The sequence below is a fragment of the Curtobacterium sp. PhB137 genome, from assembly GCF_003814955.1.
GTDB lineage: Bacteria > Actinomycetota > Actinomycetes > Actinomycetales > Microbacteriaceae > Curtobacterium.
Map to the genome: position 1 here is coordinate 137,014 of NZ_RKQO01000010.1, position 13,783 is coordinate 150,796.

At 68.2% G+C, this 13,783-nt stretch carries 15 protein-coding genes; 7 read left to right on the forward strand and 8 right to left on the reverse strand.

The genetic code is table 11. The annotated features are described in order from the left end of the window. The first annotated feature begins 3 nt into the window (after positions 1-3). The 5 genes from murQ (at position 4) to EDF28_RS18085 (ending at position 4,473) form a co-directional block, all read left to right on the forward strand. Positions 4-927 carry an N-acetylmuramic acid 6-phosphate etherase gene (gene murQ / locus EDF28_RS18065; protein ID WP_123939290.1) on the forward strand — a complete coding sequence of 308 codons (924 nt, stop codon included), beginning with the start codon at positions 4-6 and terminating at the stop codon, positions 925-927. Positions 928-973: 46 nt separating this feature from the next. Continuing rightward, a complete protein-coding gene (locus tag EDF28_RS18070; RefSeq protein ID WP_123939291.1) occupies positions 974-2,527 on the forward strand; it encodes a PTS transporter subunit EIIC in 1,554 nt (517 codons plus the stop codon). Then, the gene (locus EDF28_RS18075) at positions 2,527-3,552 is read left to right on the forward strand and encodes a MupG family TIM beta-alpha barrel fold protein (RefSeq protein ID WP_123939292.1); all 1,026 of its coding nucleotides are present in this window, start codon (positions 2,527-2,529) and stop codon (positions 3,550-3,552) included. Before EDF28_RS18070 ends, EDF28_RS18075 begins: the two co-directional genes overlap by 1 nt. Positions 3,553-3,616: 64 nt before the next feature. Continuing rightward, positions 3,617-4,102 (forward strand): DNA mismatch endonuclease Vsr, encoded by a 486-nt coding sequence (vsr, locus tag EDF28_RS18080; protein ID WP_123939293.1) that lies wholly within the window; start codon positions 3,617-3,619, stop codon positions 4,100-4,102. After that, the gene (locus tag EDF28_RS18085) at positions 4,066-4,473 is read left to right on the forward strand and encodes a (deoxy)nucleoside triphosphate pyrophosphohydrolase (protein ID WP_123939294.1); all 408 of its coding nucleotides are present in this window, start codon (positions 4,066-4,068) and stop codon (positions 4,471-4,473) included. The genes vsr and EDF28_RS18085 overlap by 37 nt, the downstream gene beginning before the upstream one ends. Here the strand turns inward: EDF28_RS18085 and EDF28_RS18090 are convergent. The 3 genes from EDF28_RS18090 to EDF28_RS18100 all read right to left on the reverse strand — a co-directional run bounded on the left by EDF28_RS18090 (position 4,458) and on the right by EDF28_RS18100 (position 7,651). Next, positions 4,458-5,252, reverse strand: coding sequence for a hypothetical protein (locus EDF28_RS18090; RefSeq protein WP_185040931.1), 795 nt, complete (start codon positions 5,250-5,252; stop codon positions 4,458-4,460). The two genes, EDF28_RS18085 and EDF28_RS18090, sit on opposite strands and share 16 nt — an antisense overlap. A 379-nt stretch (positions 5,253-5,631) precedes the next feature. Next, positions 5,632-7,344, reverse strand: a complete 1,713-nt coding sequence (locus EDF28_RS18095; protein WP_123939296.1) for a DUF2075 domain-containing protein — start codon at positions 7,342-7,344, stop codon at positions 5,632-5,634. After that, positions 7,331-7,651 (reverse strand): nucleotide pyrophosphohydrolase, encoded by a 321-nt coding sequence (locus EDF28_RS18100; RefSeq protein ID WP_123672534.1) that lies wholly within the window; start codon positions 7,649-7,651, stop codon positions 7,331-7,333. Before EDF28_RS18100 ends, EDF28_RS18095 begins: the two co-directional genes overlap by 14 nt. Before the next feature lie 186 nt (positions 7,652-7,837). On the opposite strand from EDF28_RS18100, the gene EDF28_RS18105 reads away from it, so the two are divergent. Then, positions 7,838-8,341 carry an HNH endonuclease gene (locus EDF28_RS18105; protein ID WP_243692479.1) on the forward strand — a complete coding sequence of 168 codons (504 nt, stop codon included), beginning with the start codon at positions 7,838-7,840 and terminating at the stop codon, positions 8,339-8,341. A 621-nt stretch (positions 8,342-8,962) separates the two neighbouring features. On the opposite strand, the gene EDF28_RS18110 is transcribed toward EDF28_RS18105, so the two are convergent. Continuing rightward, on the reverse strand, positions 8,963-9,895 hold the full coding sequence (locus EDF28_RS18110) for an NADP-dependent oxidoreductase (RefSeq protein ID WP_123939297.1): 933 nt from the start codon (positions 9,893-9,895) through the stop codon (positions 8,963-8,965). Between the two features lie 138 nt (positions 9,896-10,033). Between EDF28_RS18110 and EDF28_RS18115 the strand changes: the two genes are divergently transcribed. After that, positions 10,034-10,606 (forward strand): hypothetical protein, encoded by a 573-nt coding sequence (locus EDF28_RS18115; protein ID WP_123939298.1) that lies wholly within the window; start codon positions 10,034-10,036, stop codon positions 10,604-10,606. 50 nt (positions 10,607-10,656) lie between these two features. Here EDF28_RS18115 and EDF28_RS18120 read toward each other — a convergent pair whose 3' ends face one another. Genes EDF28_RS18120 through EDF28_RS19350 form a run of 4 tightly spaced genes read right to left on the reverse strand, consistent with a single transcriptional unit; the run spans position 10,657 to position 13,739 of the window. Beyond that, positions 10,657-10,872, reverse strand: coding sequence for a hypothetical protein (locus tag EDF28_RS18120; protein WP_123672529.1), 216 nt, complete (start codon positions 10,870-10,872; stop codon positions 10,657-10,659). Next, positions 10,859-11,530: an ABC transporter ATP-binding protein gene (locus EDF28_RS18125; RefSeq protein WP_123939299.1), complete on the reverse strand. Its 672-nt coding sequence runs from the start codon at positions 11,528-11,530 to the stop codon at positions 10,859-10,861. Before EDF28_RS18125 ends, EDF28_RS18120 begins: the two co-directional genes overlap by 14 nt. Next, positions 11,527-13,404: a hypothetical protein gene (locus tag EDF28_RS18130; protein ID WP_123939300.1), complete on the reverse strand. Its 1,878-nt coding sequence runs from the start codon at positions 13,402-13,404 to the stop codon at positions 11,527-11,529. The genes EDF28_RS18125 and EDF28_RS18130 overlap by 4 nt, the downstream gene beginning before the upstream one ends. 32 nt (positions 13,405-13,436) lie before the next feature. Then, on the reverse strand, positions 13,437-13,739 hold the full coding sequence (locus EDF28_RS19350; protein WP_185094295.1) for a lactococcin 972 family bacteriocin: 303 nt from the start codon (positions 13,737-13,739) through the stop codon (positions 13,437-13,439). Positions 13,740-13,783 lie beyond the last annotated feature (44 nt).

Below are 13,783 nucleotides of genomic sequence, written 5' to 3' on the forward strand. Positions count from 1 at the left end.
ACCATGACCACGAAGCACGACAGCCACGACGCCCTCCGCGACGAACTCGCCGCCCTCACCACCGAGGCGACCGACCACTCACTCGACGACATCGACACGATCTCCACGCTGGAAGCCGCCCAGCGCATGAACGCCGGCGACCGCAGCGTGCCTGCGGCACTGGAGCCGTGCCTCCCGGCCATCGCGCTGGCGGCAGACTCGATCGCCGCAGCGTTCGCGCGCGGCGGCAGACTCGTCTACGTCGGCGCCGGCACGCCGGGCCGACTCGGCGTCCTCGACGCCAGCGAGTGCCCGCCCACCTTCGGCACCGACCCGAGCCAGGTGGTGGGGCTCATCGCCGGCGGCGACGTCGCCCTGACCACCGCCGTCGAGGGCGCGGAGGACGACGAAGCAGCGGCCGTCCGCGACCTCGACGCGCTCGGCCTGACGGCCGACGACGTGGTCGTCGGGATCAGCGCGTCCGGCAGGACGCCCTACGTCATCACGGCCATCCTGGAGGCCCGGCGCCGCTCCGCCCTGTCGGTCTCCGTCGCGTGCAACCCCGACTCGGCCGCGGGGCGGGAGGCGGACATCGCCATCGACGTCGTCGTCGGCCCCGAGTTCATCGCCGGCTCGACCCGCCTGAAGGCGGGCACCGCGCAGAAACTCGTGCTGAACATGCTCACCACGCTCGCGATGGTGCGCAGCCACAAGACGTACGGCAACCGCATGGTCGACGTGCGGGCGACGAACGCGAAGCTCGTCGCGCGGGCGTTCTCGCTCGTGCAGGACGTCACCGGCGCTGCCTCCGCCGAGGTCCAGGCGGCGCTGGAGGCCTCGGACGGCGAGGTGAAGACCGCCATCGCCGTGATCCTGACCGGCGCGTCCGCTGCTTCGGCCCGGGAGCGCCTCGTCGCCGCTTCCGGTTCGTTGCGCGCCGTGCTGTAGAGCTCTTTCCCCCTTTTCCGTTTCCTTTCCCCCGAGGAGCACAGCAATGCCCGATGCACAGCAACTCGCCCAGCAGATCCTCGACTCCGTCGGAGGCTCCGCGAACATCGCCGACGTCGAGAACTGCATGACCCGACTCCGGGTCGAGGTGGCTTCTCCTACCTCTGTCGACTTGCCGGCTCTCCAGGCCACCGACGGCGTCATGGCCGCCATCGCGGCCGGCTCGAACCTGCAGATCGTGCTCGGCCCGGGTCTCGTCGACCGCGTGGCTGACGGCCTGGAGGCCCTGCGCACGGCCGCCCCGGCGGCTGCGGCCGGTAGGGCTGGTGCATCCAGTGCCGCTGCCGCGTCGGGTGCATCCGGTGCGTCGGGTGCGTCGCCCGAGGAACTCGCCGCTCGCGGCGCGTCGATCAAGGCGTCCGCACGGTCCCGCTCCGACGGCCGCACGATGCGTGCGATCCGGAAGATCTCCGCGATCTTCATCCCGCTCATCCCCGCACTGATCGCCTGCGGGCTCATCGCCGGGATCAACGGCATCCTGACGAACCTCGGATGGCTGCCCGGCGTCACGCCCTTCCTCGGCGTGCTCTCGTCCGGGTTCCTCTCGCTGCTCGCCGTGTTCGTCGGGATGAACGCTGCGAAGGAGTTCGGCGGCACGCCCATCCTCGGCGGTTCGGTCGGCGGCATCATCGTCGCGGCCGGTGTCGCGAACGTGACCGTGTTCGGCGAGACCCTCGCTCCCGGGCAGGGCGGCGTGCTCGGCGCCATGGCCGGCGGCATCCTCGCCGCCTACGTCGAGCGCTTCATGCGGCGCGTGACGCCGGACGTCATCGCGCTCATCGTCGTGCCGACCGTCACCGTCCTGGTCGCCGGATCGATCACCCTCGGGATCCTGATGTCCGTCGCCGGTGTCGTCTCCGTTGCGATCGGGACCGCTGCGACATGGCTGCTCGCCAACGGTGGTGCATTCGCCGGCTTCGTCCTCGGAGGCTTCTTCCTGCCGCTCGTGATGACCGGCATGCACCAGGCCCTCACGCCGATCCACACCACCCTGATCGACCAGACCGGGTGGACCGTGTTGCTGCCCGTCCTCGCGATGGGTGGGGCCGGCCAGATCGGTGCGGCGCTCGCGCTCTGGATGCGCTTCCGTCGCAACGAGGCTCTCTCCCGCACGATCCGTGGTGCGCTGCCCGCCGGGCTCCTCGGTGTGGGCGAGCCCCTCATCTACGGTGTGACGCTGCCCCTCGGTCGGCCGTTCATCACCGCGTGCATCGGTGGGGCGTTCGGTGGCGGTGTCGTCGGGCTGTTCGACCAGCTCGGGCACTCCGTCGGGGCGATCGCCATCGGCGCCTCAGACCTGTCCCTGCTCCCGCTGCTGAACGGCTCGTCCGGGTACGGGTGGGCCCTTCTCGGGTACGGGTCGGGGCTCATCGTGGCGTACGTCGTCGGGTTCGTGGCAACGTTGCTGTTCGGGGTGTCCGACTCGGTGCGAGCCGATCTCGAGGCGCAGTCGTCCGCACCGTCCGGCGACCCCGTCGCTCCGGACGCCCCGCTCGACGTGCAGGTCACGCCGGCTGACTCAGTGGGAGCTACGCGCTGATGCGGTCGGGCGCGAGCGCGTACCTGGCGCATGCTCCGCTGGCTGGTCCGACCTTCGAGGCCGCCGCGGCCGCGGGTGCGACGCTCGCGTTCACCTCGCTGCACATCCCGGAGGACTCCCCTTCGGGTGCCCGAGCCGCTACGACCGCGATCGTGTCGGCTGCTGCATCCTCGGGGTTGTCCGTCGTCGCCGATGTCTCCCCCAACACCGCGCGGTTGCTCGGTGATTCGCCGTGGGACTTCCTGCGGTCGATCGGAGTGGCTCGGGCGCGGATCGACTTCGGGTTCTCGGTCCCTGAGATCCTCTCGATCGCTGCCGTCCTGCCGATCGCCCTCAACGCGAGCACGCTGCGGGCCGCCGACCTGGCGCCGTTCGCTGACCTGGACGTCGAGCTGATCCACAACTTCTACCCGCGGGAGTGGACTGGGCTGGCGTTGTCCTCGGTCGCGGCGTCGGTGTCAGTCGCCCGCGAGTTCGGGTGGCGGGTCGGGGCGTTCATCGCCGGCGACTCCGTGCGGCGTGGGCCGCTCGGCGAGGGGCTGCCGACCGTCGAGGGGCACCGAACCATGCCGCCGTTGTCCCAGGCGCTCGAACTCGTCGATGTAGGTGCGGACGATGTGTACGTCGGGGATCCGGCGCTGACCGATCACTCGTGGTCTCGGTTGGGGTCGTTCGTGCGCGATGACGTCATCGTGCTCGATGGGACTGCTGCCTCGGGTGTGCATCCGTTGGTCATCGCGGCGTTGGCGATCCCCGACCGAAACCGTCCCGATGCTGCCGAGGCGATGATCCGGCTGGAGCACTCGCGCGAGCGGTTCGCCGGGTTGCCGCTGCCCGAGGTTGGTGGTCAGCCGAGGCCCGCGGGGTCGATCACCGTGCAGTTGGCGTCGGCGGGGAGGTACTGCGGGGAGGTGGCGATCACGCTGCGGGACTTGCCTGCTGACGATCGTGTCGCCGTCCTCGGAGCACTCACCGTGCCCTTGGCGGCGTTGGGAGACCAGTCCCTCACAATCGTCCTCGGCTGACCCCGATTCCGCTGATCCTCGCGCCCATCCCACGAGGCGCCGACCTTCGACCAAGATTCCGGCAATGGAGCACTGGGAAGCGGATGACGCGCGGCGACGACACATGGCCCGATTCGGTCGTCGCGACACGGCGCCCGAGTTGGCTGTTCGCCGCGAACTGCACCGACGTGGGCGGCGCTTCTTCGTCGACCGGCGGGTGAGCGCGCGTTGTCGGGTACGGCCTGACCTCGTCTTCCCTCGCGCCAAGGTCGCGGTGTTCATCGATGGCTGCTTCTGGCACTACTGCGAGGAGCACGCCCACCTCCCGAAGGCCAATGCCGACCTTTGGCGCCGGAAGCTGCTGGCCAACCGTCAGCGCGATGCGCAGAACGAAGCGATCTTGGTCGCCGAGGGCTGGCGAGTCATCAGAGCCTGGGAGCACGACGACGTCTCTCGATCCGCAGATCGCGTGGAACACGAGCTCGAGCGATGGACCTCGATCATCAACCGACGTCGCCCGTGTACAACGGAACGGTGCAGCAGACCATCGAAGTCGTCGCGGCAGTTCTGACACGAGCAGACGGGAAGATCCTCGTTTGCAGGCGCGCCGTGGGCCGCGCGTCGGCAGGGATGTGGGAGTTCCCCGGCGGCAAGGTCGAGAAGGGCGAGGGCGCCCGAGATGCCCTCAGACGAGAGCTCCGTGAGGAGCTCGCCATCGGGGGAGAGATAGGTGACTTGATCACTCGGGACACGACAGCTGTCGGGGACTTGCTGATCGACCTCGCTTGCTACCGCACGGCGCTGATCGGCGACGAACCGCTACGGAGTACCGACCACGACGAAATGCGGTGGACGAGCCCCGAACACTTGAATGGCTTGCACTGGGCGCTACCTGACCTGAAAGCGGTCGCCGCTCTGCGTCCAGGTCAGTCAAGCCCGTAACGTCGGCTCTCAGCCTTCTGCCAACGGCGATGATGGGCGAAGTACCGCTCCGTGGTCTCACTCCAAGCAGCGCAGGTCCGGCCGACTATCGCTTCCACGGCGAGGCCTAGGTCCGCGCTCATCGGAGTCCTCCGAGGACCGCGCTCGATCACTCCGCTCCGCCCGACCACCACGTAGCCGAGCTCGAACATCGAGTCGCACCCCAGCCGGCAAGCGGCCATCACCGTGTCTGTGCGGTGTCGTTCGGCGTTCGTCGTCTCGGCGCGTCGTTTGATGTGCGCAGTCACGAGCATCGCAACAGGAAGGTCACGGCCACAGAGGGCGCAGGGAGCCACAACATCGGCCCCGAACAAGTACCTCCGCAAGCGAGTCTGCTCGCCGCGGACTTGAACCACGACCTGTCGGTCCCCGCGGTAGTCGACAGTGGTTCCCGCTTCATCGAGCTCCGGCCAGGAGGTCAGCTGCGCTGCGTCGACCCGCAGCCCGACCTCATCCAACAACCAGTTCGCGAGAGAGCCCGTCACCTCCGACAGGTACACCTGCTTGACCGCGCCATCTCTCGAGAACGGCCAGCTCGTGACGTCCCGCTCGGTCCGTAGCTCGTGTGGGATGTCGGTGAGGACGATGGGAAGCTCCAGTTCCCGGATGCTCACTTGGAGCAGACGTCCGTCAACGGACCATGGCGTACTCGAGTGGTCGAACGGTGGCGGCCCGTCAAACGCCGGCCGGACAACCGTGCTCCAACCGCGGATCGCCTTGCGGGAGTAGTGGATGACCACGTCACCCTCGTCAGCGTCGAGCAAGCGATCCCAATGTGCGCGAGCAGTTCCCGTGCTCTGACCCGTTCTCGGACGCGAACGTTTCGGCGCCCAGAGCATACTTGCCTTCAGCTCTTCTCCGAACGTCTGCCCTTGGTTGACCCAGAAGATCCGCACGCTTGCCCCATCGCCCGTTTTCCTAACAGGTGAGAGGCTAACGAACGGAATTCCGAAGAGCCAAGTCCTCCGCGGCCCTCGATGCGGTCTCTGTGGTCTTCCGCTCAGCGCGGACCATCGAGCCGCAACAACATCGCCAAGTCGGCGAACGGGGCAAACACGTCACTCGAGTCCCACGGAGTGGCTTCTCCTCGAAGCCAGAACCCATGTCGTTGCAGAGCGCTCAGAGAAACTGCGCGAGGCGACGGCGCAACGCTGTGTCGGCCACGTAGACGTACGTTCCTCGGACACCGCGCGTGAGAAGCACCGAGTAGATGTTGCTCACGAAACGTTGGAGATCGCTGTCTGAGTACGAGATCCCGAGCCGCGGATTGTTCTCCATGCCTTTCTTGTCGAAGTAGTTCGACCGGTCGAACACCATCTCCTTCGAGACCGGGTCGAAGCGCATGTCAGGGCCGATGATGACCCCTACGTAGTTCAGGTCGTACCCCTGCACAGTGTGGATCGAGCCGACTTGGTCGACGGCACCCGGTGAGGTGATCCAGTCAGTCTGTGTCTGGTTCCACTGGAACTCGCGACCGTCGATCTCGATGTCGATGGCGCTCTTGTCGTGCTTGCTCTTCCACTTCCAGGCGTAGCCAGCGACGAGCCGTGAGAGACCCACTTCCTCATCGCGTGCCCGGATGGCATCGTGCATCTCACCCAGATCGTCGAACATGCGGAACTCGTAGTCGCCGAAGGTCCTCGGTTCTGGCGACTCCCCCCTCATGATCGCGCGCACGTAGGACACGTAGTCGGCTCCGCCCTGGACGCGCATCTGCGTGAAGAGCCGGTAGTGACGGTCATGCTGCCTCGCCGCGTTCACGAGGTCCTTCTGCAGTTCCTGCGGTAGGTCCGCAGGTCGGACACTCTGTTCCGAGTCGATCAGGAAGATCTGATGTGTGCTCCGGTCGCGAATCCAGTCGACCTGCGTGAACTGATCAGCGTCGGCACCGAAGAGCTGCTGATTGATCTCGCCGAAGCTCTTGTTCTGCAGTCCCGATGCCTGGTTCGCGCGGTGGTTCAGTCGGTGCGACTCGTCAACGACCAGCAGGTCCCACTTCTCAGTGCTCCTCCCGACTTCGAAGGGCGTGAGCACCATCGTCTTCTCGAGGCCAGGGGTCTTGCGGAACACCCTCTTCAAAGAGGAGCGGAGTGCCTGCTGCGGCACGACGAGACCGACACGAAAGCCAGCCAGCAGGTCACGGTTGTCCTCGGTGAAGTAGTCCGAGAACATCGAGTCACCGTCCACCTCGTCGACCCCGACGCCGTTCGCGATGTCCCGGAGCAGCTTGAGCAAGTAGACGGCGACGATCGTCTTGCCCGTGCCCGGGTCGCCCTGCACGACGATGGTGCTGCCGGAGCCGGCCAGCAAGTCGTCGAACAGCCCCTCGAGGATGTCCTCCATCACGACGGCCTGATCACGGTTGAGCGCTTTGAACGGCGAGAGCTTGAACAGCTCGCTGTTCTCGATCTCGGCGATGCTGCGTGTGAAGAGCTTCTGCTTGCGCAGCGCTTCGAAGATCTCCTCGAAGGTCTCTCGGTACCGCGCGCGGTCGTAGTAGTCCGCGTCCACGACGCCCTTGTTGCTGTTGAGGACCGTGTACTTGTCGTCCCCAGCGAACAGGCCGATGAGTTGCGACTCCAGGTCCAGACACACCGACTTGTTGAAGGTGCTGTCGAGCACAAGGCGCACTGCCTTCAACGACCGACGTTCCGCGGAGTCGAGGTGCTGCCGCATGCGGGAAGCCGTGTTGAGCGTCTCGCCGACGTACACACGCTTGCCGTCGTCGAGGATGTAGACGACCGGCCAGTTCAGGAACCGAGGATCCTCTTCGCGCCACAGCCGCAGGTGCGGCTCGTTGAACGGGAGCTGCGCGATGTCAAAGCTGGTCATACTTCGTGCTTCGTCCTCGGGCCTGGTCGACCGGGTACTTGTCCCGGGTGACGGCGAGCTTCTCGCGGATGATCTCCGCGGGATCGAAGCCGAGTCGATCGGCGAGGAGATGGCAGTAGGTCAGGACGTCCGCGAGTTCCGAACGGACTCGATCGACGTCGGCATCCGGGGCCCACTGGAAACACTCGAGCAGCTCCCCGGCCTCGATCGAGATGCTCTTCGCCAGGTTGTCCGGTGAGTGGAACTGCGCCCAGTCTCGCTCTTCAACGAACGCGCGAATTTCCACGCGCAACCCCTCATCCGTCATGTCGGCACGGTAGCAGGCAGTTGGCGTCACGCAGACGAGCGACGAGGGCGCGGAAACGCGGCTCCCACCCGAATGGGTGCTGGCCGGACTGGTCGCGTCACGCGAAGATGGACGCCGAAAACAGCCACGATGTGAGGGGAACACTCAGTGCTACGCAGAGCCGAGAACGTGTCGATGAGACACCGCGTGAACTTGTTCACGCGCAGGGGCCGGGTCGAACTGACCGTCGGACGTTCGACGTACTACGTGGGCGCAAACCTCCGGAAGGACGAGCTCAGCGAGGCCTTCGCTTCATCTGATCGCGCGCCGATCAAGATCGGCCGCGTGAAGGAACGCCAGTACTGGTGGTTCCGGAGCCGTTGGTTCTGGGACAACGACAACCTGCTGCCGGAGCAGGTCTTCGCGCTCCTCGAGACACGAGATCGGCGACAGGCATCAACTATCGCTCGGGCGCACACCATCGCGAACAGCCCTTTGCAGCCCGTCGAGTACCGCCGCGGCGCAATCCCGAGTGACGTGAAGCAACTCGTCTGGGCTCGCGACGGCGGACGGTGCGGCACCTGCGGCTCGAACTCCGAGCTGCAGTTCGATCACGTCATCCCGGTGTCGCGCGGTGGAAGCAGCGAGCCGGAGAACCTCCAGGTCCTTTGCGGACCGTGCAACCGGCGCAAGGGCGTCGCTGTCGGTTGAGAGACGAGTGGCGGAGGACCTGGCGGGATCGAGAGACTGGACGGGTGACGCGCCCTGACCCCGCCCTCGCACGAACACTCCTCCTCATCACGACATTGATCACGATCGCATCCCTGGTCGGGTGCACTCAGAGCGATCGCGGTGGAGGATCAGCATCAGATGCACGAGACGACATGGTCGCTCTGGTCCAACAGACCATCCATGCCGCTGGTGGCGAATGAACACCCCTCTCGGACAAACCAGCATCGTCAGAGTGCTCGACTGCGGAGAGCAAAGCAGGCGTCACGTTCTCATGGGACCAGGAGCGTCCCGGCACTCACGACCCAGAGTCGCTCATCCGCAAGGTCGAGAAGACGTGGAAGCAGGTCGACTACGACGTGACCATCCGGCGGGACACGATCGACGACGGTCGGCCGCTCTGGTCTGCGGTCACCACCGGCCAGGCCGTCGAGTCGATCTCGGTGTACGCAAGCCCTCGACGGGTGTCGATCGAGGTTCAGTCGCGATGCGGAGCGGGAGACGCCGCGGACTTCGAATGACGGCGGGCAAACCCGAGCGGTGATCGACGAGAGGCACGGCACCACCGGCACCGCGCCTCCCGTCCCTCACACCGTCGTCAACTCACCACGTCAACACGAACCGCCCCCGCGTCCCCCCAGCCTCGAGCCGCTCATGCGCCTCCCCAGCCCGCGAGGCTGGCAACACCTCCGCCACCCGCGGCGCCACCGTTCCTCCTTCGACCGCATGCCGCAGCTGCTCGAGCTTGTCGAACGACCGGTACTCCGAGAACACCGCGACTTGCTCGAACCGGATCCCCCGCGAGCCGTCCCCCGACCATCCCCGCACGTCCAAGAACACGCCCCCGTCTCGAACAGCATCGACGACGACCCCACGCTGCACCGCAGCATCGGCGAGCGCATCGACCCCGTCGGGCACAAGCGCACGCACCGCGGCAGCGAACCCATCACCACGCGGCACGATGTGCGCCGGCCCGAGCGACCGCACGAGCGCCTCGTCCGCCGGAGCAGCATCCGCGATCACGGTCAACCCAGCGGCGACGGCGAGCTGTACCACGTAGTTCCCGAGCAACCCAGCAGCCCCGGTCACAGCGAGTGTGTCCCCACGCGACAGCCCGGCGAGCGACAGGATCTGCAGCGCGGTCAGCCCGTTCATCGGCACCGTGGACGCGGCCTCGAGCGACGTCCCCCGCGGGATCCGCGTGAACGACCCCACCGGCGCCACGAGCTCCTGCACGTACGCCCCGCCGTGCGTGCTGAGCGGCAACGCGATCGCCATGACCTCGTCGCCGACCGCCCACCCGGTGACGTCGGGCCCGACCTCGTCGATGACGCCGGCGGCGTCCATCCCCGGCACGTACGGCGGCGAGGCCTGCGAGCTGTCCCGCTGCCCGGCACGCACTCCCGTGTCGGTCGGGTTCACGGCGAACGCCTGCACCCGCATCCGCACGGACCCCGCACCGGCGTGCGGCTCCGGCACCTCGTGGACGGCGAGGGCCTCCGGCCCTCCGAACTGTTCGACTCCGACGACCTGCATCCTCCCGGTCTACGCGGACGTTGCTTGACGCAACCTGACGCGACCCACCATCGGACGGGAGGCACAGCGCCAGCCCGCCACGGGCCTCCAGCCCGTCAGGGGTGCGGTCCACGGCACGTGGTGCGCCATGCTGGCACGGTGCGTTTCGACGAACTCCTCACCCGGCCCGACGGCCCCGCGATCGCCGTGGAGCTCGCCGCGCTCCGCCGACCCGCGCGGTACGTCCTCGAGGGCATCCACCAGGAGCCCCGGCAGAAGCACTCGCAGTTCCGCGTCGACTTCGACGAGCCCGCGCAGACCTGGACGCTCGTCCGCCAGCGCGCCAAGCCGGTCTCCTACCGCGACGGCGTGCTGCACGACCCCGACGACGGCCCGATCGAGGTCTCGTTCGCCCGGAGCATGGTCCCGTCTCCCGTCGTCCGCATGGCCGTGCCCGATCTCATGCTCCGATGGGGCCGCGCCACGGACGACGTCCACCCGATCCTGGTCCAGCACATCGGCCAACACTCGATCCTGGTGACCTTCGAGCACGGCGAGGACCCCGCGTTCCGCTCGACGCTGGTGATCGACGAGCGCGACGGCATCGCCCGCCGTTCGTACGAGTACGGCGCGGCCACGATCATCACGAGCGTGCGGACCGCCGAGCCGGACGAGGTCCTGCCCCGCGCCCGCTTCGTGCAACCGACGGACTGGATCCGGCCGCAGTACTGAGACGGTGACGGTTCCGGTTCACGATCCCCGACGATCGCGAACCAGAACCGTCAGCGCTCCGGCACGAGAACACCACCGCCCGCCGAGAACGCGGGGCCCTCGGCCTCGAGGACGGCCCGGGGATCGCGGCCGTCCGAGGCGTCCGGCCAGCGCAACCCCGGCGCCACGGTGCCACTCCCCTGCAGGACCCGGTGTGTCCTGCGGATGTGGGTCCCCGCCAGGTGCGCGCCCACCGCAGCTTGCAGCGTGGTCTCACGGACGTCCATGGTCGCTCCCCAGCCGGATGAGTGACCGTCCTGCACCGGCCCACGCGATGAGCGCCGGGTCGTGGGTCGCCACGACGACAGCGCTGCCCGATGCACGCAGCGCGTCGAGACCGCTGCGGACGCGCGCCGCGCTCTCGGTGTCGAGCGACGCGGTGGGCTCGTCGGCGAGGACGAGTCGTGGCCGCTGCGCCAGCACTCGTGCGACGGCCACTCGCTGCTGTTCGCCGCCGCTCATCGTCCCAGCACGAGCATCCCGCCGACCACCGAGCCCGACGATCAGCAGCGCCTCGTCGATCCGATCGCTGAGTGCCGCCCGGGTGACGCCACGGGGCCGCAGCACCCGCAGGTTCTGGGCAACGGTCCACTCCGGCACGACGGCGTGGTCCTGCACGACGAGGCCGATCGTGTCTCGGCGCAGTCCACGCCGCTCCCCCTCGCTCGCCGTGTGCAGGTCAGTGCCGTCGACGACGACCCGACCCCGCGGCGGTCGTTCCAACCCGGCGAGGCAGCGGAGCATCGTGCTCTTCCCCTGTCCGGACGGTCCGCGCAGGGCAAGGGCCTGTCCGGCGCCGAGCTGGAACGTGATGTCGTTCCAGAGCGTCCGCCCGGCGATGTCGTAGCCGATCCCCTCGATGCTGAGTCGCTGGTGCTCGGTCATCGGCGTGGCCTCTCTCGGTGGTGTGTGGCGGCGAGCAGGACGGACAGCGCGACTGCGGTGAGCACGCCGACTGCCCCGGCCGTGCTGGCAGCGAGCAAGGCGCCGCTGCCGGCACCGGTGCCGTCGTCGCCGACGAGTACGGTCACGGCGGTGGTCCCGGCGGCGATGCCGCTCGCGACGAGCACGAACCGCGCGTGCTGCACCGCGGGATGCCGGCCGACCAGGAATCGCAGCCGTGCTGCTCGTCGATGCCGCGTCCGGTGATCGGCGATCAGGGTGGCGGCAGCGAACAGGATCGCGAGCACCGTCCCGGCCGAAGCGGCGAGGATGACGGCGCGGGATGTCCGGACGGCTGCGAGCGCTCGTTCGAGCACGGCACCGACCCGGTTGATCTGCGTGACGACGTCGAGCAGGTCAGCGTCCGTGAGTTGCCGGACGAGCGCGGTCCGGTCGGCGAACCGGACCTCGCCGTTCCGGGTCGCGGTGCCGAGTCGGTTCGGCGGCAGGTCCCGCACGTCGGTCACCACGATGACGGGCACGTCCGCGCCGGTGGTGGTGCGTGGCAGCACCCAATCGATCCAGCGGTCAGCGGCGGCGACGATCGGTGCGGTCGATCCGACGACCTCGGTGTGGATCGGGACGACTCGGGGCGCTTGGTCGTCGTCCACCTCCCAGCCGTCGTCGAAGCTCTCCCGCACGCCGTCGGCGATCGCGTCGATGTCGGTCGCCACCGACTCGGAGACCAGCACGGTGACACCGTCACGGTCGTCCCCGACCAGCTGCTCCGCCCGGTCTCCGGCGACCAGCAGCGCGTCCTGCATGAACGTCGTCTGCGCCAGCTCGGCGGTGCCGGTGGCGAGGGCAGCCAGCGCAACGCGCCCGAACGCGTCCTCGTCGGCGACTGAGGCCATCCCGACGCCAAGGACCACGTCGTCGCCGTCGGCGGTCTCGGAGCGCAGCGATCGCTCGAGCTCGGAGGCCGTCCGCTCCTGCTCGACGAGGCCGCTGGTGCTCACGGTCAGGATGCTGACGAGTGCGACACCGCACAGTGCCACGACGGCCGGGCGCCAGACCGGGGCCGCGAGGCTCGTCCACCTGCGGCGGCCGACGACGGAGCAGACGACGTGGAGTCCGACGACACCGACGAAGGCGGCGGGGAGCATCACTCCGGCGAGCCCGACGCTGAACGACCAGATCATCGGCGATGCCCCGCGGACGAGCAAGTAGACGGCGAGCGCCCCGCACACCACCAGGGAACAGAAGACGAGCAGCCCCGCTGTCTCGAGGGCTTCACGAGCGGCGATGCGTTTCGGTGACCATCCGGCGAGTCCGCGGAGCCGCTGTCGGCTGTCCCGCCGGTCCGACTCCGCGACCACGGCGATGACGACGCCGAGCGCGATGCACGCCACGATCGCCAGGACGCCGGGCTGCCCGATCACCGCTGGTGCCAGTACGCGGACCGTCGGGGTCGCGTCGACGAACTCGAACCCCGCAGTGCGCAACGCGTCGAGGAAGGCACCGACTTGCACGGCCGATCCGTCGACCGCGTACGACCAGACGATGACGGCGTCACCGATGTCGCTCGCCGGCCGGTCGACGACGTTCCCCCAGAACACCGGCGCTGGGACGGAGCCGGCGAACGAGTACGCGGTGACGGTGTCCGGCGCGCCGGAACGATCCGGCACGACGAGGGCGAGCGATACGTCGTGGTCCTCGGCCAGTTCCGTGAGCTGCTGGATGTGCTCCTGCTTGGTCGGACCGAGCGGCAGGTCGACCATGTCGATCGTCGTCCGGCCGGTGAGGTACCCGCTCGCCTCACCACTCCCGACCACGAACACGATCAGGCCGACGAGCAGGAGCGGTACGGCCGCCACCGCGAGGACGGTGGCGGCCGCGAAGTTCCGGATCAGTAGATCGCCCAGAAGGCCTGATTGCCCCACAGTGCTTTCGGGCGGCTCGCGCCGGCGATCTTGCCCTTCGCGATCCGTCCCGACGACTTGGTCACGCCGGAGGACTTGACCGAGGTGCTGTGGGTGTACCGACGGTTGTCGTAGGCGGAGACGACCTGGTGGCCGATCACGCCGTACGACCACGTGCCGCCGCCACTGGCGGTTGCATCATCCGGAGCAGCCTGTGCGACACCGGCGCCGAGGACACCGCACAGCGTTGCAGCCGCGATGACGGCCGAGAGCTTTCCGAAGCGCTTCATGGAAGGGCCTTTCTGCTGGGGGAACGGGAGGGCCGCGTGGGCCC

Bases quoted from the DNA above. Each gene is read 5' to 3' on its own strand.
- murQ (WP_123939290.1), top strand. From the start codon at position 4: ATGACCACGAAGCACGACAGCCACGACGCCCTCCGCGACGAACTCGCC.
- EDF28_RS18070 (WP_123939291.1), top strand. From the start codon at position 974: ATGCCCGATGCACAGCAACTCGCCCAGCAGATCCTCGACTCCGTCGGA.
- EDF28_RS18075 (WP_123939292.1), top strand. From the start codon at position 2,527: ATGCGGTCGGGCGCGAGCGCGTACCTGGCGCATGCTCCGCTGGCTGGT.
- vsr (WP_123939293.1), top strand. From the start codon at position 3,617: ATGGAGCACTGGGAAGCGGATGACGCGCGGCGACGACACATGGCCCGA.
- EDF28_RS18095 (WP_123939296.1), bottom strand. From the start codon at position 7,344: ATGACCAGCTTTGACATCGCGCAGCTCCCGTTCAACGAGCCGCACCTG.
- EDF28_RS18100 (WP_123672534.1), bottom strand. From the start codon at position 7,651: ATGACGGATGAGGGGTTGCGCGTGGAAATTCGCGCGTTCGTTGAAGAG.
- EDF28_RS18110 (WP_123939297.1), bottom strand. From the start codon at position 9,895: ATGCAGGTCGTCGGAGTCGAACAGTTCGGAGGGCCGGAGGCCCTCGCC.
- EDF28_RS18120 (WP_123672529.1), bottom strand. From the start codon at position 10,872: ATGGACGTCCGTGAGACCACGCTGCAAGCTGCGGTGGGCGCGCACCTG.
- EDF28_RS18125 (WP_123939299.1), bottom strand. From the start codon at position 11,530: ATGACCGAGCACCAGCGACTCAGCATCGAGGGGATCGGCTACGACATC.
- EDF28_RS19350 (WP_185094295.1), bottom strand. From the start codon at position 13,739: ATGAAGCGCTTCGGAAAGCTCTCGGCCGTCATCGCGGCTGCAACGCTG.